Genomic DNA, 22,243 nt, shown 5'->3' with positions numbered 1-22,243 from the left:
TAATTTCCTGCATTTTTTTCCTTTTTGTAAACAGTATCTGATGATCAAATTTCGAATTTAAAGTTAACCCTTTATAAAACATTGTTGCCTTATGCCCTTAAAGTTAACCCTCCGTTTACTTTAAGGGCTTATTATTTTAAAGCGTTGTATCCTATTTTGCAAGAGATGATTTTGATACCTCCAAGAAAAAGATAATATATTTAAGAACGGCGCCTTACAGGGGGATGAATATTTTCCCTTAAAGTCATTTATATATATTGTGCCTATACAATAATTAAAAATTTTTATCTTTCGCTTTGATTAAACTTTATCATAGTGTTGGTTAAAACTTTTGGCAGTGCGGTTTATGGTATTCAGGCTATCACCATAACAGTTGAGGTAAATATTGCAGCGGGTACTAAATATTTTATAGTTGGCCTGCCCGATGTGGCCATAAAAGAAAGCTATTTCCGTATCGATTCGGCTTTAAAAAACTGCGGTTTCCGGATGCCCAGGCAGCAGGTGGTAGTGAACATGGCTCCTGCAGATATTAAAAAAGAAGGCTCGTCTTACGATCTTACCATTGCCACCGCCGTTTTAGCCGCTTCCAGCCAGTTAGATGCCGAGAACCTGGATAAGTATATCATCATGGGCGAACTGTCTCTTGATGGTAGCCTACAGCCTATTAAAGGCGCGTTGCCTATTGCCATACAGGCCCGCAAGGATGGCTTTAAAGGGTTCATCCTCCCCAAACAAAATGCGCGCGAAGCTGCCATAGTAAACGATCTGGAAGTTTATGGTGTGGAAAGCATCAAAGAGGTGGCTGGTTTTTTTAATGGCGATGTTAAACTGGAACAAGTGGTAGTGAATACCCGGGAGGAGTTTTATGATAGCCTTTGTAATTACGACAGCGATTTTAGCGAGGTGCGGGGACAGGAAAACATTAAACGCGCATTGGAAATTGCCGCTGCGGGAGGCCATAATGTAATATTGATCGGTCCGCCGGGGGCAGGCAAAACCATGCTGGCCCGCAGGCTGCCTTCCATTTTGCCTCCGCTGAGTTTGTATGAGGCATTGGAAACAACCAAGATTCATTCTGTAGCCGGAAAACTTGCCGCCGCCGATGCTTTGGTTACCATACGGCCCTTTAGGAGTCCGCACCATACCATTTCGGATGTGGCTTTAGTAGGCGGAGGAAGCAACCCGGCACCCGGCGAAATTTCGTTGGCCCACAATGGCGTTTTGTTTTTAGACGAATTACCGGAGTTTAAGCGCAGTGCACTGGAAGTGATGCGCCAGCCGCTTGAAGAACGCAAGGTAACTATATCAAGAGCTAAATTCACAGTTGATTATCCTTCGAGTTTTATGTTGGTGGCAAGTATGAATCCCTGCCCGTGTGGGTACTATAACCACCCGGAGAAGGAGTGTATTTGCCCACCAGGGATGGTGCAAAAGTATCTGAGCAAGATCTCTRGTCCATTGTTGGATAGGATTGATCTGCATGTGGAGGTTACACCGGTTAATTTTACCGAACTATCATCAGACAGGCTGGCCGAAAAAAGTGAGGAGATCCGCGAACGGGTAATAAAAGCCCGCGAGATCCAAATAGAACGCTTTGGCAACCGCCCCGACCTGCATGCCAACGCCCAGATGAGCCCCCAAATGGTGCGCGACCTGTGTAAAATAGATGCCGCCGGTCAAACCCTGCTCAAAAAAGCCATGGAAAAGCTTGGCCTGTCTGCCCGGGCCTACGACCGCATTCTGAAAGTAGCACGCACCATAGCCGACCTTGCCGGTAGCGAAGAAATTAAGCTGGAGCATTTAGCCGAGGCTATCCACTTTAGGAGTTTGGATAGAGAGGGTTGGGCTGGATAATTATAGTTGAGACAGAGTCTCAAGGCATAGTGGTCCGTAGTCGGAGACTTCGGACAGCAGGGTTTATTAAAAAGCCATGACCCAAGACATCGAGGAGGTATGGCATCAAGGTATATAATGCGATTTCTATCACCCTTCATGCGAAGGGTGTTTTTTTTGCATCATAAAAAAGCCGCTTCGTACATAAACGAAGCGGCTTTTTACTTTTATAAAGACGTCACCTATATTACAGGTATATTTGTATTCTTCCGTCTTTTTGTTACGGAGTAATAAAATACTATAGGAATCAACATGGGCACAAGTCCCATAATTAATGATCCGGGAATATCAGCCTTGAATTCACTTATATTATACGAATGGCCGTCTTCAACTTTGAAATATATTTTCATCGCCAAAAATCCTGCCGATACGAAAGCATATATAGCAATGTATATAATTACTCGAAGTGTTTTTGTCATGTGCATATTGATGATAATTTAATTATATTCCAAGTGCGGAAAGACCTGAACTAACGGCCGCACCAACACCTACGCCAACGAAAAATGAAACAGGGGCAATTGGACCTGTAAACGCTGCAAAGAATGCCGAGGTTATCAGAGTTGACGCCGCTCCTGCCGCGTCAGCCGCAACGATTCTCCGGGCTGTCGAGACCTTATTGGATTTCAAGCCGTCTACATTTTTCGTACCCCTTAAGCTTTGCAATACCGTGCTTCCTTCTCCCGAGCCACCAATGTCAGCCGATGACCAAAAGTACGAAGATTTGTTCATAACTTCCAAATACACTAATACAACGTCAAGGTGACTTCCGGTTAGGGTCGCCTTGGCTTTGCTTTGCAGTCCTGCAATCTGCGTGCTAAGACTGGCTACGTCTTGCATGTTGTCCAAGTCGCTTGTCGCCTCGTCAATTATGGCTGAAGCTTGCGGGTCTGCCATGGACGCCTTGATCGAGTCAAGGCTCATTTGCGGCTGGCTAACCATGCTGTCCTTCTGCGCGTCACTTACACCAGGAGTGCTTAAGTCCATGAGTGCGAAGTGAAGCGATTGAATCTTTTGCGAACTTGAATAGGTGCCAAGTGCATTGATGCTGATCCGCTTAGAGGTAAACAACTTAGAAAGGTATTCGTTATGTAACGAGCCGATTTGGGTAACTTGGGCATCTGTCAGGAATCTTTCTGGGGTTTTGGAAGTCTTGCTGCCTTGCTGTTTGGTGCATGCCACGATGCCAACAATAACGAATAGTGCGAATACAATCGCGATACGGTTTTTTAGGTTCATATTTTATATGTTTTATTTCGATGAAAATACAAAACAATATTTAAAAATACGCGGTATTCTTAATAATATTTGTCTAAAGTCAAGATAATTAAAAAATACTTTATTAAATTACTGATGAACGTACAGGTTCCAGCTTCTTGCAAAGCAATCCCGACACTCATAACAGCGGTGTCTTCTATGACAATTAGGCTCCTAAGCATTTGTAACACTCGCCAATAAGCAAAAACCATTAAGCCAGCCTTCTTTCGGCACAAAAAAGCACCCCTATGAGGGGTGCTGCATCAGGCGGTTTGGTAGTTGTTGCCACACATCTTCGATTAGTTTTCTTGTGCTTAGATACGCCACAGGTTTGCCTCGTTCCCACCGCATTGCTGCGTCAACGGAAATTGACAGTCGTTGCGCGCACTCCTTAAAGGTGAGGCCGTAACAATATCGTATCTGCTTAAGTTTTCCTGCTACACTGTCTGTCTCGTGTTCCAGGGAATAATATCCAAGAAAGGAAATGATCGCCGGGTAGTACTTCATCATGGGCTGGTTACGTTCCAACTCCCAACCAGTTAAAGTATTTTCATCCACCCCTAACTGATCCGCTGCAACTTTTTGCACAATCTTGCTTTGTATACGCTTCTTTCTGATATGTTCACCGATAGGTTGCGGGTTGCTATTGTATTGAGGAACATTTGGTTTTTTCACTATCTTGCTGCGTGAAAGAAATGTTCTCACAGGGATGCCTATGTGGGTACTATAACCACCCGGAGAAGAAGTGTATTTGCCCGCCGGGAATGGTGCAAAAATATTTGAGCAAGATCTCTGGTCCGTTGTTGGATAGGATTGATCTGCATGTCGAGGTTACACCCGTTAATTTTACCGAGCTATCATCAGACAGGCTGGCCGAAAAAAGTGAGGAGATTCGCGAACGGGTAATAAAAGCCCGCGAGATCCAGATAGAACGCTTTGGTAACCGCCCCGACCTGCATGCTAACGCCCAGATGAGCCCCCAAATGGTGCGCGACCTGTGTAAAATAGATGCCGCCGGTCAAACCCTGCTCAAAAAAGCCATGAAAAAGCTTGGCCTGTCTGCCAGGGCCTATGACCGCATCCTGAAAGTAGCCCGCACCATAGCCGACCTCGCCGGCAGTGAAGAAATAAAGCTGGAGCATTTAGCCGAGGCTATCCACTTCAGGAGTTTGGATAGAGAGGGTTGGGCAGGGTAACAACACAATTTCCTGTTTATATTGCATCTATTAATCAAATTCACATAAATTGCTTAGATAAGATTGAAAAATCAATCTATTAGCTTTACTTTAAAGCTTTGTGCATTCTGCTTTTAGCTTCTACATTAATGGCGTATGAGTGTTGATTGGCTCAATTGAGCGTAAAATATTGAAGTTAGATAATATGAGAATGATACAGTTAACTCTGCTTGTATCTTTTTTTTAACCCTACCTGTACCACCATTAAAATTTTTAATAAAAATGCACAGATTGAATAAAAGGCTATATTTTGCCAAATATTTCCAACACTTAAATATTCAGAGATAAGGCGTAAAGTACTCACTATCATAGGAATGCAGAATAAGGTTCAGGTCGCCAATAGTCACGGGATACAAAATATATCTATTTTGTTTACCTCACTACCATTGATTAAGAACAAATCTACTATAAAGTAACTAAAGTATTTGCACAGCCTACAGGAATATTTTTAATTAAATTTTTGCTTTTTAATTTATTGATCGGGTTATTTTATTCTTTTTACCAAATAGTGAATGATGCTTGTGCCGAAAACTTCTTTATCTGTTTATAAACTTCATGTTATGGAAATTAAAGCCACCCATATCCGCATAAACCCTTAACTTATTGCTCCCTGCTTTTAAGCGGATATTTTTTAAGGTAATAACCTGCCATTTTTTAAATCCGCCGCTGCGGGGTACTGCAATTGTTTGAGTTATTCCATTAACTTTCAGCGATAATTTACCATCATCGGCTGCTGATGCAACCTTGAGCTTAACTGAGTATATACCCGGTGTTATAACTTTCAGCGTGTATTGCAACCATTCGCCTTTTTCAATATCATTCACGCAGTAGCTGTTATATCCAGTAGAATCTTTACTGATGTCCACACCATCGTTCCTGTAAATATGACCGTTATTTCCTTTACCGTACTTACCGGTTGATACGTGGTAATCGGCAGTATCAGTATCAAAATACGCGTATCCGTTACGCCCCAGGTCATAATCAACCGCATTGATAACAGTACCGTTACTTACTTTATTTGCCTTAAAGGGTTTTGTAGCGGTAGTAAAAGGCTGCCTGAAAATGGCATCAATCACATCATGGTGAATAATGGCATTTTCCAGTTTAGCATAGGTTGCCATTTCTAATGTTCCGCTGTATACGTTGCTCTCTTTGGGCTTAAATTTTCCGGTGTTGAGGTAGCGCGTTACATCATCGTAATTTAAGTTTGATGGTATTTCGATAGGGTTATTATTGCCCATCTTTTTAAGCGGCCACAATGCCCAGCCGATATTGTTTTTTTCCAACAGGCCAATCGCTTCGGTTAGCCACACGTTTGAGTTCTCGCCGGTTTCGCCAAGCCATACGGGTATGTTATATTGGTCGCGGGTTTTAATGATGCGTTCAATCGATTTCTGATCGTTATAATTCCAGTATTTATGGAAGCTCAGCACCATATTCTTATCCCACGCAGGTAATATGCCATTGTAGTTGTTACCCCACCCGTTGCCCTCTATAATAATAATGTGCTTTTTATCAACCTCGCGGATGGCAGTTGTAATATCAACCATCAGTTTTCTTAAAGGTGCATTGTTTTTTTCGTTCAACCCGTTCTTATCATTTGCCGGATCGTCGAAACCCCAGTTGGGTTCATTGATGATGTCGTAACCGGCAATATTAGATTCGTTTTTATATCGGTCGGCCAGTTTATGCCAAAGGGCAATCATTTTTTGTTTGTTAGCCTCACTGTCCCACATGGATGGGTTATCCGTATTTCGGTCAGCAATATTCAGGTCATTACCCTGTCCGCCGGGTGCAGCATGCAGATCCAGTATGAGATACATGTGGTTGGCCTTGCACCAGGAAAGCAAAGCATCTGTCATCTTAAAACCTTTATCTATCCATGTATTTTGCCCGGTAACGGGCTCCTTTTCAATGGGCAGTGTGTACAAATTATAATGCATGGGCAGGCGCACCGAATTAAAACCCCAGCGATGCATCGAATCCACATCTATTTTGCGGGTATTGTTGGCAAGCCAGGCATCATAAAATTCTTTGGTCTCAGCAGGGCCCATCAGCTCCTCTAACCGTTCGCGAATGCGGTATTGGCGGCTATCCTTGTTCACATGCAGCATGTACCCTTCCTGCAGCATCCAGCCACCCAGGCCCATGCCGCGCAGTAATACGTTTTTGCCTTTTTCGTCTACTATTTTTTTGCCCTCGGCTTTTAAAAAGCCTTGTTGCGCCTGGATGTGGATGGAAATAAAAGAAGCAGCGGCAAACATCAATAGCCCCTTTGCAGAAAATATATTTTTAACGGATTTGAGTTGCATGGTGTAAATTATAAAAGGTTTATATTTAAAAATTACCAGATGTAGGTACCTACCGCCCCTTTATCTAAATGAGCAGCCAGATTTTTTCCCTTGTATTGAATATTAAAATCCTGGGATGTACTGCCGGCATTAACTACAATTACAACCTTTTTGCCATCGGGCGTTTTAAAGGCTACGTTTGATAATTTATCTGAATTGTTGGATGCAATACGTACCGATCCCGGCCGCACAAATTTTGAGGCATGCGCGATAACGTAATAAGCAATGTTTTTCTTTACCTCGTTTTTATTGATAGTTACCGCGCCCTGGCACGATGGGCAGCCACCCCTATCTGTATAGGGTTTGTAATCCTGGTCGGCAGCTAAGTTCCACTCCAGCACATTGCGGCTCCAGTTGCGGGTAGCGCCAATAATAAGGTGCTTAACCGGCCATACAATATCAATAGTCGATTGATTCTCGGGCTCAACTACCATCTGCTCGGTAAAATAAATGTTCTTATCGGGGTGGGCATTGTGCACAGTAGTTAAGGCTTCAATATCGCCTCCATATAAATGAAAGCCAGAGCCATCAATATATTTGCGGGCAGCCGGGTCATTTAAAATAGAGATGGGGTAATCGGGCCTGTCGGCATTATGATCATACAAAATAATTTTTGTTTTGATGCCGGCCGCTTTAAATGCCGGACCTAAATTGTTTTTTATAAACGCGCTTTGATCCGGGGCAACCATTAATAAACTGGGGTTATTGCCGGGGTGCAATGGCTCGTTCTGCACAGTTATGGCATCAATGTTAATGCCTTGCACTTTCATGCCTTGTATATACTTAACCAGGTATTTGGCGTAAGCACTCCAATATTCGGGTTTTAGGCGACCACCGCGTGTATCGTTATTGGTTTTCATCCATGCCGGAGGCGACCATGGAGAGCCCAATATTTTTATTTGGGGATTGATAGCCAATATCTGTTTCATTACCGGGATCACATCCTGCTTATCGGGGCCAAGGTTAAAATGCTTTAATAACGGATCGGTTTGGCCATCTGGCATATCATCATATGAAAAAACTTTTTCATTCAGGTCAGAAGCACCAATGCTCAACCTGATATAACTTACCCCTATATTGTTTTCGGTGGTAGCAAAAAGGTTTTTTAATAATGCGGCGCGGCTGTCGGCACTCATACGGATGATGTGCATGGCGCTCCCACCTGTAAGGGCAAACCCGAAACCATCAATAGATTGGTAGGTTTGCTTATCATCAACGGTAATGGTAAAATTATTACCCCCGGCCGTCTCAAAATTCAGGGTTTCTTTCTGCTTTTCGAACAAAACAGATCTGTCGGCTTTAGTAAGCCAAAGATTGGCGGTTGCGGTTTTTTGAGCTGATGCGATGGTTGTTGCGCTAAAAAACGCTGTTATTATTAAACCCGAACTAATATATTTATTCATAGATTTAGTATTAAGCCATATGCATTATACAAAAAGGATTAAATGACTGGCGAATAATTGGTTTGGTAAATTTATTATAGTTTTTGTATTAAAAACCGGTAAATTATTAAGTAACCAATAAATTACGTGTGTTTGGTACACAAAGCTATGGTATAGAAGCTACAGTTTGGCCGTTGGAACAAGAAGCTAAATTATTTGTTTTTATTAAAAATAATTTTTAGTTTCACTTGTGCTATCCAATGAAAAAACCCACTAAGAAAATCATCATTTTTGATGATGACGAAGACATCCTTTCTATCTGTAGTTACATTTTACAAGAACAGGGTTGGGAGGTATATACCTATACCGATTGCAATAATATAACCGAAAAAGTATTGGGCATTTTGCCAGATGTGATCCTGATGGATAACTGGATCCCCGATGCCGGCGGCATTATCGCAACGCAAACCCTAAAAAAGTCCGATGCTTTAAAAAACATTCCCGTGATCTATTTTTCGGCCAATAGCGATATCCAGATCCTGGCTAACCATGCAGGGGCTCAAACATATCTTGCCAAACCTTTCGATCTGGAAGAACTGGAGCATGTAATAAACAAGGTGCTGGTAACGCATTAATATTCAACTTAACAAAGCTAAAAAGGTCCTATCCGTTAAAGATAGAGCCTTTTAGTTTAAAGCCTATTGAGGTATACCCGGTCCGCCACCGCCAGGGCCCCCGGGACCGCTGCCGCCGGGACCTCCACCACCTGGACCGCCGCGGTCGCCGCGCTGCCTCTCGCCACGTATATCTTGTGTAGGCGCCTTACCGGCAAATTTTTGCAGGCGCAGGGTAAAGGTCAGCAGGTAATAACGGGCAAGCCTGTTAACACTTGATTGTGTAATAGAACTGGCCGTTGTTGTTGATGTAAAGCCCGTGTTTTGATTGAAGAGATCAAATCCTGAAAGACGGATTGTAGCCACCTTGTTTTTAAGGAAGCGGCGCTCAACATATAAATTTAAAATATTGGGGTTGGTTACCTGGATAGTTGATGCATAACCATAATTGGTTGCTTTTGTAAAATCGTAACTAAATACCCAATCGCCAAAATAATTTTTCCCATTAAGCCCTATATTCCAGGTTCTTACATTTGCAATGCCATCATTAAAGCTATTTTTTACAGAATTGCTGCTATTGTTAACCGTGTAATTGGTTAAAACTTGCGCGTCAATTATATTAGTCAAATCAACTCTAAATCGTACCTCGGGAGTAAAGACGAGGTTTTTAGCAATGTTTTTTTGCTGCGCCGCGGTAATTTCTGCGGGCGTTGCCAAAAGCGGATCTGTATTAACATTGGTTAAATAACCCACGTTGTTGTTATACTGCGCAGTACCATTTAAAATAAGCGAGTATTTACGCTCGGCCCATGGTTTGGCATAGGTTACACGGCCTGTTAAGTTATAAAAGCCATCGGCGTTTAAGTATTGTGTAAAAATCCTGTTTGATGTGCTCGAGGTAATGGTATTGGTTACTACCTGGTTTTGGATTTTCTGGAATGTGAAGTTTGCAAAGAATACATTACCGGTGGCAAAACTAAAATTATTATACCTGATGGATATGTTGTTTGTAAAAGCGGGTTTAAGTTCGGGGTTACCTTCAACCGGGTAGGTTGCGTTTGAAAAATCTACTACCGGCTGCAACTGACTAAATGTTGGCGCCGCATTTGAACCATTATAATTAATGCTGAATGCTTTGCTTCGCGAGTAGTTGTATATAAAACGGGCGGTAGGAATTATGTTAAAGGTATTTTTATGTATTGGTGGAATGCCCGCTGTTAATGAATTTCCATCTAATGTTGAAGGCTGCACGCCAAGGCCAAAAGTATAATTGTATTTCTTTTCAATAAAGCGGTAATTTAAACCAACCTTGTTTGTAGTAAAGGTGTAGTTAAACTTGTTACTCAATAAATCGTATTGATTCCATGTGCCGGTATTACTTAACGTATCGGTTTCTTTATTATTTATAGTAACAGCATGGTTAAACGCATAATTGAACTCGAGGTAAGAGCGCTTGCCTAAGGGCTCAAGATAAGATAGGTTTATACCATAGCTATTGGTACGGCTATAGGTATTAATTGTTTGGTTATCCGGAACCCTTGTTTCATCAGCAGTATAAACCGTGTAGTTATAAACAGGGTTTTGGTACGACCAGCTTGGGGCCGAACTTGCTGATGCAAAAATGCTTAAGTTGCGGCGATGCTTAAACCTATGGTTAAACAACGCTGTAATACCATAATTTGGGGCCTGCGAATCGCCATTTGTAGTGGAAGTGTATGCCGAGGTTACTGCCGATTGCCGGGTGAGGCTTACGGCATCAGATTCATTGGTGTTTGTACCGCCGTAGGAGAATGTTGGTGTAACTTTTAAGTAGTTCACGGTATCGGGCTTGTACTCCATGTTCCAGTTAAAACGATGATTTATGTTTTCATCCTTTTCGAGGCTTTTTTGTTGCTGCTGACTTGGATTGGCTGACGAAGTATTTTGCTGGAAGATATTGTTATTGGTTGTTGTGGTATTATCAGCAAAGCTATAGCTTCCATATACGCCAAGGTTTTTGCCCCATTGATCGCGAAAGTTCACGCCGATTGATTTGGCATCGGTGATACCATTCTGTGCTGTAATCAGGCTACCGGAGTTGCCCCCGCCGCGCCCGGCATTACCCCGGCCGCCGCCACCGCCAAAACCACCGCCGCCACCGCTGCCGGTTGTACCGAAAGAAAAGGTGTTAACATTGGTATTATTGATGCTTCCCTGAACAGCAATTTGCTGATCGCCATGAAAATTAAAAACGTTTAATGAGCCTATATACCGGTTTTTATTGGGTACGCCCTGGTCCTGAGGTAATGCGTCCTGGCCATCTCCCGCGGTAGCCTGGGCGGTATATCCGTAATTTTTATCCTTCCGTATGGTAATGTTCATTACTTTGGTGGGGTCGCCGGTTTTAATGCCGGTTAAATTTGCCTGGTCGCCGTAATCATCAATCATCTGGATATTTTCAATAATATCCGCGGGCAGGTTTTTGGTAGCGCTCTGCACATCGCCCCCCATATAATCTTTGCCGTTTATGCGCACTTTGGTAACCTGCTTTCCCTGTGTAGTAATATTTCCATTTACGTCAACATCCACGCCGGGCAGTTTTTTTATCAAATCCTCTGTCGGGGCATTTTCCCGCACTTTATATGCTGCCGCGTTGTATACAACAGTGTCTTCTTTAAGCGTAATCGGATTAGCTGCGCCAACTATGTTTACCTGGTTAAGCACATTGGTTTCGGCCTTTAAAATAATCGTTCCCAGATCAATGGGTTTATCATTATCATCAAGGGCAAAATGTTTTTTAATAGCAGTAAAGCCTATTGACGATATGGTGAGTGTTATTTTACTGCCTTTAACACCCGGGAAGTTAAATTTACCATTTGCATCGGCAATGGTGAGGGTGCTATCGCCGGTATTGCTTACCAGTTTAACACTGCTGCCGGGCAATGTTTGCTTTGTTGTATCGGCAATGGCGCCGCTTACATCGCGGGTAGTTTGTGCATATGCGCCAGTGATGTTTAAAAGGATAACGCTAAAAAAAAGTAATAGGGGTTTCATGACGTATGTTTAGCTTGCAAGTGTTTTTTGTAATTTAAATAGACACAATTAAGATGCAAATGTTCAACTTATAAAGTGTTAATTGTTTAATAAACATATAATTGTTACATATTGAGCAGCTAAAGACCTATCAATCATACTATTGTTACATATATTAAATAAAAAAAGCCGGGCGATGCCCAGCTTGGTAAATTATAAGATCAGTGTATAAGGTTAATTTAAATGCAGTATTGACGCTACGTCATTATAGTTTTTAAAGTTAAGGCCCGGATGTGTAACCTGTAAAGTAGTTACCGATCCGCCAGGTATTACTACTACCTTAAAGTCGTACCCCGGTGAATTGAAATTAGCTATAACATTAACAAATCCTACGCCTATATCAGATTGGTATATGCTATTTGTAATTCTGACGAACGGCAAAGAATAAAAACTGGTAGTGCCTGTTACTCTTAAATATACCAAAACAAGCCCGCTGTTAACAATTTCCTGGGTTATAGCCGGCACGTTAAGCCTGGTAGCACTTGCCGCACTAACGTTTTGATTAGTTATTATGTAACTTTTAATATTTGTTGACCCATCAGCTCCTGCGGGCCCCTGTGGTCCGGTAGCTCCTGTCGCACCAGTTGCCCCGTTAGCGCCAGCTGCCCCGTTAGCGCCAGCTGCTCCTGTAGCGCCGGTTGCTCCCCTGGGGCCTTGCGGGCCAGCCGGTCCTGTGGCTCCAGTAGCGCCTGCAGGACCTGTTGCGCCGGTGGCACCTGGTAGTCCGGTAGCGCCGGTTGCTCCTTGCGGCCCTGTGGCACCAGTTGCTCCGATTGCACCTGTAGCCCCTTGCGGCCCTGCGGCTCCGGTTGCGCCTGTGGCACCGGTTGCTCCGGTTGCACCTGTTGGGCCGGGTATGCCTGTTGTTGCTCCCTGTGGTCCCTGGGCTCCTGTATCACCAGTGTCTCCTTTTGGCCCCTGTGCCCCATCAGCACCGGTAGCCCCGGTTGGTCCGGGTGTTTTATCTTTCTTGCACGAATTCATACTTATAGTGCAAACCAATAAAACGGTAAATAAAAGTCGAAGTCTTCTCATAAAAATATGATTTTAAGTAGTATATAAATACGTTTTACGGATATGTGGATAATTAGTTTCACAAAATATTGACACAAATAGTTTTTTTGTTAACAGCCCGTATTTGCATATCCGGGTTACCTAATATTTTAATAAACAAAATGTTTGAATATTGCAACAACAAAAAGCCAAAGACTTTCGTTATACTTAAAAAAAATTTACCTCATGAATAATATCAGCAACAATTTACACGCCAAGGTGCACCATTGGATGGATGCAATAGGGTTTAGGCTAAATGCCTCACAAACGAATGGTAAAAATAATATTACAACAAACCATTACTTTTTTGAGACCTTCAATTTTTTTGAAAAGGCCAAAAGAAACCATCCTGAAAGCACAAAATTTCTTTGTTTTGATGCTTATGGCGAAAAAATAAATGTAAAGTCGCTGCTTGATCTGCAGGTTGCTTTTTTTGAGAACATTAGCCAGCTTAAATAGTACTGACTTAATTACGGATGTTATTGAGGAAATAAAACATTCCTTATAAGGCGTTATCATATGCCATATAAAAAAAAGACCTGCTTAGCTTTTAAGCAGGTCTTTTTTTTGCGAAGAATTTTAACTAATCAGAACAAATTAGTTATCCACATTTGTTTTTGGCCAGCAGTTCATGTAGCCGTTACCGTTAATTTCCTTCATAATTTCATCAGCATTTATAGTTCGGATAGTGCCAACGCCAGGTAAGTTAACAATTGGCCTGGTAGGATTTAATGCTTCTTTTATCCTGAGTTTAAGATCGGCGTAATGAGCAGCTGTTAAAGCATCCCCACCTTTTGGCAAACCAGCATCAATTTTCTTTAACTCTGCACGTACCATAGGTCTGATATCTGATAATGCCATATTAATAGGCGTTAACCCAAAAGAAGCCAGTACCTGCGGCGGAAAGCCAGGAAAGCCCCTGAAATCATCGGTTAATAAACTTCTAAGGTTTTCAATATAACCACGTTGCAGGTTACGTTTAAAGGCATCGGGCCTGCCCGCTCCAAAAATCCCGGGGCGAAGATCATTCAGTAACTGGGTTACAGTATAAGCTGCGGTACCATTTTTCGCCTCGTTATCATACATCCGGGCAAGTCTTGAAGGATTAAGAACGTTTGCCAGCATGCCAATTTGCAGACCTTTAATGCGATTGTACATAATACCATTATCAAACTTGCTTAGTTCGGCTTTATTAATAAGCCAGTATGGAGTGGAAAATAGTTGCTTATTTAAGAAATCAACCGCATCATGTTGCAGATTTTGGCTCACAAAATCATAAACGGGGCCTTTTTGCTCATAAGTTTTAAAATTTTCATTCATACCGCCAATGTTGGTAGTCACATGACCCATATACCGGTAATACTGACCTAAAACCTCATTATACAATTCGCTCACATCATCAAATCCCTCGCCTTTTTGGTAGGTCCATTTTTCAAGGTTAGGCAAAATACGTTTTAGGTTGGCAATACCATAGCTGCCTGCCTTCATCGCGTTATCGCCCAGGTCTTCGTTTTGCAAACGCGGATCGATAGAGGTTCCTTGTCTGCCAAAATAATAAATGGGGTCGCCCGCTTTTTTAGTGGTCCAGTCGGCTAAGATCTCTTTTTCCTGGTTTGCGGTTTTGTTGCCGGGGAACCAGCTATAGCCCCATTTTATCGACCACAGATCATATTCGCCAATTTGAGGATAAAGATGTGTTACACCATCGCCAGGTTGTGCTATATAATTAAAACGTGCATAGTCCATAATAGACGGAGCTGTGCCATGTTTATCTGTAAACGATTTTGAACGCAATGAATCAACTGGGTAAGCATAGCTTGAGCCAAAGTTGTGTGGCAAACCAAGCGTATGACCAATTTCATGCGATGATACAAACCGAATGAGCTCCCCCATTTGTGCATCGGTAAACTGGGGTTTGCGCGCGGCCGGGTTAACAGCTGCGGTTTGTACCAGGTACCAATCGCGCAGTAAACTCATCACGTTATGATACCATCCTACGTGGCTTTCCAGTATTTCGCCGCTGCGCGGATCGGATACGTGAGGACCGTAGGCATTTTCAACATCAGAAGCAAAATAACGGATAACGCTGTAGCGCGCATCTTCTGTGCTAAATTCGGGATCCTGTTTTTTTGTTGGGGCCTCTTTGCCTGTAATTGCATTTTTAAAACCGGCGGCTTCAAAAGCTTTATTCCAATCGTTTATACCTGCTATAAGGTATGGTACCCATTTTTTTGGCGTAGCCGGATCAATATAATATACAATTTGTTTTTTAGGCTCAACAAGTTCACCACGTTCATAAGCCGCGGGATCTTTAGGTTCCAGCTTCCAGCGGTGGATATAGGCAGTTACTTCTGATTTTTGCTTATCGGTACCATAATCGGTTTGGCGCTGGCCAAAAAAACCAACCCTTATATCGCTGATACGGGCTTTCATAGGTGTTTTGGGCAATAATAACATAGATGTATTTAACTCAAAAGTTACAGCTCCGTTACTGTTATCGGTAGGCGACTCGCCAGAACGGTACGTTTTTAAGGTGCGGGCTTCTAAATTTATCGGGAAGCTTTTAATGGTATCAATATATGATCGTGTTGCATCAACCCCAGAAATTTTATATGCCTTTTTTACATCATCAGATAAACCGATTGCCGCAATATCGCCATTGTAAAAATCAGACACATCAATCAAAACACCGGTGGTATCTTTATTAAAGGCTTTTATATCAAAAGAGGCCAAAACGGCGTCAAGGTTTGAGTTTTTAACGGATTGGTACATATCCGACGTACTATCTGCCCTTACAGAAAAACTTGGAACACGAATAAAAACCTGCTTATCGTGACGCTCCCATTTCCATACCTGATTGTTTAGCTCCTCTCCGCCATATTGCTGACCAAATGTTTTTAGGCCGGTTGGCGTTTGTATATAACGGGTTACCACCAGCATTTCGCGGTTTAATAATGAATCCGGAATTTCGTAGTAGTACTTGCCATCAACCTTGTAAGTATTGAAAAGACCGCTATCTGCTTTTATTTTACCGGTAATCAGGTCGCTAAATTTCTTAATACCTTCTTTTTTGGGGGCACCGCTAACGGTGGCAGTAGTTGTGGTTCCACCAGGACCGGCAGTGGTTTTAAGAGTTAAGGTTTGGTTTGCCGCTTGTTTTTTAGTGACGCAGGAAGCTGCTAAAACAGCTAACATAAATGCAGCGCCACGTATATATTGACCTGCCAATGGTTTTTTCTTCATTTAATTACTATAGTTTAAACGTAAACTTATACAAAAGTTTGCCCTTTTTAGTAACCGTAATTGTTTAATTACACAAAAAGAAAAAAATCAAATACGGCGTTTTAGTGTGAGCACCACTTTGTCGAGCTTTTTATCATGATAAATATCGAGCAACAGGCTCCTGTCGTTTCTTGATTTAAATAACTCATCAATTTCTTCAAGGCTCATTTTTGATACCGGCTTAAAATTTATGGCCACTATCTCGTCATCTCTTTCAAGCCCAATCTCGTCACCTGCAGAACCAGGCTCAATGCGGTTTATAATTATCCGTTCCAGATTTTTACCTGCCGCATAATATTCAATACCGCTCATATCATGTTCAAAGGGCTCTTTAAAATTGCTGTTGGGCTTTAAATACATTGCATTGCCGGTATAATCCAAAATAACCGAGAAGCGTTTAAGCACACCAATACCCAGGTTGCCATCCCTGGGCACCGAAAGAAGGGTCTGGTTATTGTCTGTATCGGGGAAAGATGATATGATTCCCTTTATTTTAAACTTGCCTATTTCAAGTGCGTCTAAACGTGCAATAAAGCCGGTTATAGGCCCGTTTAAACCTATGCCCAGGTTGGCCGACGAAATAAATTTCTGCGGCAGGCCATATAACGGAATAAACTTTTCTAACGATACCGGGTGTCCGGCACCAAGGTCAATAACCAGCTTACTATTAATTTCCTTACCTCCATGTACTATAACCTTCCCAGTTACGTAAGGTTTCCTGTCTTCAACAGTAATAGGTATCTGTGTACCTTTTCTGAAAACTTTGAGATCTTTTGGCCTGCAAACAGTAACGGTACTATCCTGGAAATCGATCTTGACGGCCAGGTTATTAAAAAACTCGTACCCAATAAGGCCATGTATAGGCATCCCGGCATAGCCCGATAAGCTAAAAAGATCTTTTTTTAATATAGCTGCGGCTACATCATAGCTTACCAAACCAGGTATTTGAATATTTAAAGCCGAGGTAACATAAGCTTCGGCATCTGCGCCTTCGCCAAGGCCCGGAATTTTCAAGGTGCGTTTATTGGGGATACTAATAGAATCAACTAATTTGGGGTCGGTTATGATCATAAGCCCCACGCCGGTATCTAATATAAAATTAAAGGGGCCTTTATTATTAATACTTAATTTTATTACCAAAAGGTTACGCACAAGTTTAAAAGGGATGGTCACCTTTTTTTTACGCGTTTCAAGATCAAAGTATTGTGCACAGACCGATGTGAAACAAAATGTAAGTAAACACATTAGCCACAGTGCCCGAAAATGCTTTAATTTATGAAATAGCTTAAGTAACAATTTGGTATAATTGGTAATATTAAATTTACAACATTAATTGGTTAAATAGATAAATATTTATGCGGAGCACAACATTTACATTTCTGCTAATGATTTCCGTTTTATTATTGGGGAGTTGCAGTATTCAAAGCCGTTCAATAAATAAACGAAGCATAAAAAAGCAGTTTGCGCATTCGCAGATCTCCAATGATCATTTTACAGGTTTTGCTTTATACGACCTGGACAAAAAAAAGATGGTGTTTGAGTTAAATTCCGACAAATATTTTACCCCGGCATCAAATGCTAAATTGTTTACTTTTTATACCTGCCTTAAAATGCTGGGCGATTCGATCCCGGCACTTAAGTACGAAGTGCGCAATGATTCGCTGGTGTTTTGGGGAACTGGAGATCCGTCATTCCTGCACAGCGACCTGAAAGGAATTAACGGGCTGAAGTTTTTACAAAACAGCAATAAAAAACTATACTATTCAACAACCGGCTACACCGGTGATTTTTTTGGCCCGGGATGGGGATGGAATGATTATAATGATGATTACCAGGTTGAAATTACTGCATTGCCAATTGAAGATAATGAAGCCCTGTTGTATGCCGATAATGACGGAAATATGCAGACGAAACCCAACTATTTTAAAAGGTACCTGAACCGGGATGCAGATTACCACCCGGCAGGTTTTAAAGTAAAGAGAGACTTTTTAAGCAATAATTTTGTTTATCCCGAGACGGCTATCCCTGCAAAATTTGAGCAACAGGTTCCGTGGAAAACGAGTGATATGCTGACTAAAGCTTTATTGGAGGATACTTTGAAAAAGCCGGTTTACTTAGCCCGGCTGCCCATAAGTAATAATGCAAAAACAATTTATAATACCAATGCCGATTCGGTATACCGCCGCATGCTGCAGCCCAGCGATAATTTTATTGCCGAACAATTGCTGCTGGTTTGCTCATCGGTAAAGTTTAATACACTAAATAAAGACTCTGTTATTAATTATGCTAAGGCCAATTTCTTCAAAGATCTGCCCGACGCGCCGCAATGGGTTGATGGATCGGGCCTTTCGCGTTATAACCTGTTTACTCCACGAAGCATTGTAAAGCTGCTTTGTAAAATTGATGACGAAGTAAAAAACGATTCGCTTTTGCATAGCCTGATGCCCGCGGGAGGATTAACCGGAACAATCAAAAACGCCTATAAAACAGATAGCGGAAAGGCATTTGTTTGGGCTAAAACAGGTTCACTCTCCAATAATTATAACCAAAGTGGTTACCTGGTAACCAGGAAAGGAAAGCGGCTGGCTTTCTCGTTCATGAACAACAATTTTACCCGGCCAACAAAAGAGATCAGAAATGAAATGGTGAGGGTGATGACGTGGATACATGAGGCGTATTGAAGAACCCCTCTAAATCTCCCGCCAGTTGGCGGGGAGCCTTTTTGCTGGTTTATTTTTAGCCCACCCTACCGCGGAGGGTTGGGTGGGACTGTTCTAATTCAGCCTCTTCACCATCTGTTCTTCCACCTTTTTAAATACCTGTATAGGTTTTAAGCTGCGCCAGCCGAGGTCATCAAGCTGACCACCAAAGTTGATGTAGTAATCGATATTGTTCCGTTTAAATTCGTCAATTACATGTTCGCGGAAATTGATGCCAGCTATCCAGCCATCTTCAACATCCTGAAACCACTCTTCGTAATAACAATCATCAGATGAGTGAAAGTTCAATATGTTTTCACCTATCAGGATAAATCGATTGATACCATTGTCTATCATCAGCTCCAGAATCTCGCGCTTAAGCATCATGATGTCGTTATTGATGGCATCGTTCCATTCGCCAATAAATTCTATAATGGTATAACCCTTTTCATAGTCGGCAAAAAGCACTTTCATATAAAGCGTGTTAGAGCCAAAGGAATCCCATTGCGGATGCAGCAGGTAATTGTACACCTGTTTATCAAATTCAAATTCGCTATATTCTGTAGCATAAAAAGGCGAATACTCATCTTCCGATGCGATGTAATCGTCTCTCCAGCGATAATATGGTTCAATCTCGTGCATTTTTCAGATTTCAGATATGCAGATATACAGATTGTAGAATATGTAAGTCAAAATCATTTGCACATCTAAAATCTGCCTATCTGCAAATTAATTAATCATTGTTATAGTGCTCAACCGCACTTCTCACGCTCCCGTATTTTTTTAGTAAAACAGCGGCCTCTTCTTCATTAAGCCCGGTTTCGTCCATAACCATGTGTGTGCCCCGGTTAATAAGCTTATCATTGCTTAACTGCATATCAACCATTTTATTTCCCTTAACGCGACCCAGCTGTATCATTACACTGGTGCTCAGCATATTTAAAACCAGCTTTTGGGCAGTACCAGCCTTCATCCTGGTTGATCCTGTTAAAAACTCGGGACCTGTAACTACCTCAACCGGATATTGAGCAGCTGCTGCAACCGGGCTACCGCTATTGCAAACTATACAACCGGTAACTATATGATGCTGCCGGGCCATTTTTAGCCCGCCAATTACATAAGGTGTAGTGCCGGATGCCGCTATACCAACTAAAACATCCTTATCGTTTATATTAAATTCCAAAAGGTCTTTCCATGCCTGTTCCGTATTATCTTCGGCAAATTCAACCGCTTTACGTATGGCATAGTCCCCTCCTGCGATAATACCCACCACCATATCAAACGGAACACCAAACGTAGGCGGACACTCCGAAGCATCAACCACCCCTAAACGGCCGCTGGTGCCTGCACCTATGTAAAATAAACGCCCACCTTCCTTCATTCGCGCTGCTGTTACAGTTGCCAGTTTCTCAATTTGCGGCAATGATTGGGCAACCGCCCGCGGCACAGTTTGATCTTCCTTGTTGATGTTTTCAAGTATTTCTCTTACTGATTGCAGCTCCAGGTTATTATAATGCGACTCCCTTTCGGTGATGGTTTCCATTAATATCAAATAATTTATAACAAAATTCGGTAAAAAACATCAAATGAAAGGCTGCCGATAAAAATTATTGGTTAAGCATTGATTAACTTTGTTTGTTGAATATGAAAAAGACTGCGGGGATAATTTTCAGGACGCTGATTCTGTTGTTGATGGGTGTTACTATTGGATTGTGGATCAGTAGGAATAATGTCGACCGTGGCCTTGGTTTTTCATTTTCCGGGAGTGATAAGCTTTCGCAGGTTTTAAACCTTGTTGGCCAAAACTATGTTGACAGCGTAAACGTTGACAGCATTGAAGGAGCGTCTATTAATGAACTGCTTCAAAACCTGGATCCTCATTCGCTTTACCTACCACCGCAGCAGGCCCAAAGTATCAACGAGCGTTTAGAAGGAGGTTTTAACGGCATTGGTATTGAATACCAGCTGCTGCGCGATACGCTGATAATTACGCAGGTTTATGCCGGCGGCCCGGCGGCCAAAGCAGGCTTATCGGTGGGCAGCAAAGTTATTAATGTTGATCATAAAAAATTCTCGGGCACTAAACTTACCGCCGATAGGGTTAATGACGCTTTCAGGGGCGAAAAGAATGCTACCTTAGTTATGGATGTAGCCAATACAAATGGCAAAGGTACCAGGCCCTATATCATGAAGCGTGGCCGGGTTGATATCAGTAGTATAAATGCGGCTTATATGGCCAACGCAAATACAGGCTATATCAAAATCAGCAAGTTTGCCGCCACTACCGATATTGATTTTCGCAACGCGCTTAAAAAGCTCAAAGCTGATGGCATGAGCAAACTGGTGCTTGACCTGCGCGGTAATGGTGGAGGCTATTTAAGTGCGGCCACATCATTAGCTGACGAATTTTTGGGTAAAGGCAAACTGATAGTATACACCAAAGGGATCCATGAACCGCGCACAGATTATTTTGCTACAGATTCGGGCGCTTTTCAGCAGGGTAAGGTTACTGTATTGATAGATGAATACTCGGCATCGGCAAGTGAGATACTGGCAGGCGCATTGCAGGACCTGGACAGGGCAACTATTGTTGGTCGCAGGTCGTTTGGCAAGGGGCTGGTACAACAGCAATTCCCTTTCGGCGATGGCTCGGCTGTTAATTTAACCGTAGCACGTTATTATACTCCATCCGGCCGGTCGATACAAAAATCATACAAAGGGGGGTTAGATAGTTACCGCAACGAGCTTGCTCAGCGTATGCGAAAAGGCGAGTTGTTTTCTGAACAAAGTAACCGGAACGATACCGTTTTTAAAGGATCATCATACCATACCACGGGTGGCCGTAAGGTTTACAGCGGCGGCGGCATTATGCCCGATATTTTTGTATCTGCCGATACCACACAAAACACCCAGGTATTGCAAAGCCTAAGCGAACAGCAGTTGTTTTCGGCCTACGTGATAGACAGGATGCTGCCAACACTGGATAAATACACAACCGGCGACGACTTTATTAAACGTTACTCGGTAAGTGATGATGAGCTCCATAACTTTATCCTATACGCTTCTCAAACCTTAAAGGAAATGGATTCGCGCGAGTTGCTGCTATCAAAAAACTACATCAAAAGCATTATAAAAGCCAGCGCGGTAAGATTTAAATGGGGCGATAACGCTTTTCAGGAAGTGATGAACGATAACGACGTGGCGTTTAAAAAAGCGCTGGAGCAATAGTTAAATGTGCAGATCTCAGATGTGCAAGTGTGCAGATGAAAAAGCAATGTATAAAGCGTACAAAACCTTCCTTTTCAATCTATATGACATGTTAATGGATTCCGGTTCAGAAAACCATTCAGAACCAATCAAAAAATCATCTGTATATCTGCACATTTGAAATCAGCACATCTGCAGTTT

Annotated in this window: 15 protein-coding genes and 1 pseudogene; 6 read left to right on the top strand and 10 right to left on the bottom strand. The window is 42.3% G+C overall.

The features are described from left to right. Positions 1–315: 315 nt before the first annotated feature. Positions 316–1,854, top strand: coding sequence for a YifB family Mg chelatase-like AAA ATPase (locus tag AC1DPZ_RS07080; RefSeq protein ID WP_477402208.1), 1,539 nt, complete (start codon positions 316–318; stop codon positions 1,852–1,854). Between the two features lie 480 nt (positions 1,855–2,334). On the opposite strand, the gene AC1DPZ_RS07075 is transcribed toward AC1DPZ_RS07080, so the two are convergent. Beyond that, positions 2,335–3,129: a hypothetical protein gene (locus AC1DPZ_RS07075; protein WP_477402206.1), complete on the bottom strand. Its 795-nt coding sequence runs from the start codon at positions 3,127–3,129 to the stop codon at positions 2,335–2,337. A gap of 264 nt (positions 3,130–3,393) precedes the next feature. Then, the gene (locus AC1DPZ_RS07070; RefSeq protein WP_477402204.1) at positions 3,394–3,822 is read right to left on the bottom strand and encodes a helix-turn-helix domain-containing protein; all 429 of its coding nucleotides are present in this window, start codon (positions 3,820–3,822) and stop codon (positions 3,394–3,396) included. A gap of 35 nt (positions 3,823–3,857) precedes the next feature. Between AC1DPZ_RS07070 and AC1DPZ_RS07065 the strand changes: the two are divergent. After that, positions 3,858–4,343 (top strand): annotated as a pseudogene (locus tag AC1DPZ_RS07065) (magnesium chelatase subunit ChlI family protein); the annotation flags it as partial. 575 nt (positions 4,344–4,918) lie between these two features. Here the strand turns inward: AC1DPZ_RS07065 and AC1DPZ_RS07060 are convergent. Continuing rightward, positions 4,919–6,694 carry a cellulase family glycosylhydrolase gene (locus tag AC1DPZ_RS07060; RefSeq protein ID WP_477402202.1) on the bottom strand — a complete coding sequence of 592 codons (1,776 nt, stop codon included), beginning with the start codon at positions 6,692–6,694 and terminating at the stop codon, positions 4,919–4,921. Between the two features lie 32 nt (positions 6,695–6,726). Continuing rightward, positions 6,727–8,136 (bottom strand): glycoside hydrolase family 30 protein, encoded by a 1,410-nt coding sequence (locus AC1DPZ_RS07055; protein WP_477402201.1) that lies wholly within the window; start codon positions 8,134–8,136, stop codon positions 6,727–6,729. 239 nt (positions 8,137–8,375) lie between these two features. Between AC1DPZ_RS07055 and AC1DPZ_RS07050 the strand changes: the two genes are divergently transcribed. After that, positions 8,376–8,750 carry a response regulator gene (locus tag AC1DPZ_RS07050; protein ID WP_477402200.1) on the top strand — a complete coding sequence of 125 codons (375 nt, stop codon included), beginning with the start codon at positions 8,376–8,378 and terminating at the stop codon, positions 8,748–8,750. A 63-nt stretch (positions 8,751–8,813) separates the two neighbouring features. Here AC1DPZ_RS07050 and AC1DPZ_RS07045 read toward each other — a convergent pair whose 3' ends face one another. Next, positions 8,814–11,762 (bottom strand): outer membrane beta-barrel protein, encoded by a 2,949-nt coding sequence (locus tag AC1DPZ_RS07045; RefSeq protein ID WP_477402199.1) that lies wholly within the window; start codon positions 11,760–11,762, stop codon positions 8,814–8,816. Positions 11,763–11,975: 213 nt separating this feature from the next. After that, positions 11,976–12,836 carry a hypothetical protein gene (locus tag AC1DPZ_RS07040; RefSeq protein ID WP_477402197.1) on the bottom strand — a complete coding sequence of 287 codons (861 nt, stop codon included), beginning with the start codon at positions 12,834–12,836 and terminating at the stop codon, positions 11,976–11,978. Positions 12,837–13,040: 204 nt separating this feature from the next. Here AC1DPZ_RS07040 and AC1DPZ_RS07035 point away from each other — a divergent pair, with 204 nt between their 5' ends. Then, on the top strand, positions 13,041–13,313 hold the full coding sequence (locus tag AC1DPZ_RS07035; RefSeq protein WP_477402196.1) for a hypothetical protein: 273 nt from the start codon (positions 13,041–13,043) through the stop codon (positions 13,311–13,313). A gap of 138 nt (positions 13,314–13,451) precedes the next feature. On the opposite strand, the gene AC1DPZ_RS07030 is transcribed toward AC1DPZ_RS07035, so the two are convergent. Further along, positions 13,452–16,097, bottom strand: a complete 2,646-nt coding sequence (locus AC1DPZ_RS07030) for a zinc-dependent metalloprotease (RefSeq protein ID WP_477402194.1) — start codon at positions 16,095–16,097, stop codon at positions 13,452–13,454. Positions 16,098–16,184: 87 nt separating this feature from the next. After that, the gene (locus AC1DPZ_RS07025; RefSeq protein ID WP_477402192.1) at positions 16,185–17,288 is read right to left on the bottom strand and encodes an aspartyl protease family protein; all 1,104 of its coding nucleotides are present in this window, start codon (positions 17,286–17,288) and stop codon (positions 16,185–16,187) included. A 233-nt stretch (positions 17,289–17,521) separates the two neighbouring features. Between AC1DPZ_RS07025 and AC1DPZ_RS07020 the strand changes: the two genes are divergently transcribed. Further along, a complete protein-coding gene (locus AC1DPZ_RS07020; protein ID WP_477402191.1) occupies positions 17,522–18,817 on the top strand; it encodes a D-alanyl-D-alanine carboxypeptidase/D-alanyl-D-alanine-endopeptidase in 1,296 nt (431 codons plus the stop codon). 93 nt (positions 18,818–18,910) lie between these two features. Here the strand turns inward: AC1DPZ_RS07020 and AC1DPZ_RS07015 are convergent, their stop codons facing one another. Both AC1DPZ_RS07015 and murQ read right to left on the bottom strand, forming a co-directional pair. After that, positions 18,911–19,477 (bottom strand): hypothetical protein, encoded by a 567-nt coding sequence (locus tag AC1DPZ_RS07015; protein WP_477402190.1) that lies wholly within the window; start codon positions 19,475–19,477, stop codon positions 18,911–18,913. Between the two features lie 91 nt (positions 19,478–19,568). Next, positions 19,569–20,378, bottom strand: coding sequence for an N-acetylmuramic acid 6-phosphate etherase (gene murQ, locus AC1DPZ_RS07010; protein ID WP_477402189.1), 810 nt, complete (start codon positions 20,376–20,378; stop codon positions 19,569–19,571). 101 nt (positions 20,379–20,479) lie between these two features. Here murQ and AC1DPZ_RS07005 point away from each other — a divergent pair, with 101 nt between their 5' ends. Beyond that, entirely contained in the window at positions 20,480–22,063 is a 1,584-nt protein-coding gene (locus AC1DPZ_RS07005; protein WP_477402187.1) for a S41 family peptidase, read from the top strand. Positions 22,064–22,243 lie beyond the last annotated feature (180 nt).

The organism is Mucilaginibacter sp. P4_G9, assembly GCF_056400985.1.
The sequence above is the reverse complement of the archived record's forward strand: the minus strand, read 5'-3'. Positions and strand labels throughout refer to the sequence as shown.

Coding starts and splice junctions, on each gene's coding strand:
- AC1DPZ_RS07075 (WP_477402206.1), bottom strand. CDS start 3,129: ATGAACCTAAAAAACCGTATCGCGATTGTATTCGCACTATTCGTTATT.
- AC1DPZ_RS07030 (WP_477402194.1), bottom strand. CDS start 16,097: ATGAAGAAAAAACCATTGGCAGGTCAATATATACGTGGCGCTGCATTT.
- AC1DPZ_RS07005 (WP_477402187.1), top strand. CDS start 20,480: ATGAAAAAGACTGCGGGGATAATTTTCAGGACGCTGATTCTGTTGTTG.
- AC1DPZ_RS07055 (WP_477402201.1), bottom strand. CDS start 8,136: ATGAATAAATATATTAGTTCGGGTTTAATAATAACAGCGTTTTTTAGC.
- AC1DPZ_RS07040 (WP_477402197.1), bottom strand. CDS start 12,836: ATGAGAAGACTTCGACTTTTATTTACCGTTTTATTGGTTTGCACTATA.
- AC1DPZ_RS07015 (WP_477402190.1), bottom strand. CDS start 19,477: ATGCACGAGATTGAACCATATTATCGCTGGAGAGACGATTACATCGCA.
- AC1DPZ_RS07045 (WP_477402199.1), bottom strand. CDS start 11,762: ATGAAACCCCTATTACTTTTTTTTAGCGTTATCCTTTTAAACATCACT.
- AC1DPZ_RS07060 (WP_477402202.1), bottom strand. CDS start 6,694: ATGCAACTCAAATCCGTTAAAAATATATTTTCTGCAAAGGGGCTATTG.
- murQ (WP_477402189.1), bottom strand. CDS start 20,378: ATGGAAACCATCACCGAAAGGGAGTCGCATTATAATAACCTGGAGCTG.
- AC1DPZ_RS07035 (WP_477402196.1), top strand. CDS start 13,041: ATGAATAATATCAGCAACAATTTACACGCCAAGGTGCACCATTGGATG.
- AC1DPZ_RS07050 (WP_477402200.1), top strand. CDS start 8,376: ATGAAAAAACCCACTAAGAAAATCATCATTTTTGATGATGACGAAGAC.
- AC1DPZ_RS07020 (WP_477402191.1), top strand. CDS start 17,522: ATGATTTCCGTTTTATTATTGGGGAGTTGCAGTATTCAAAGCCGTTCA.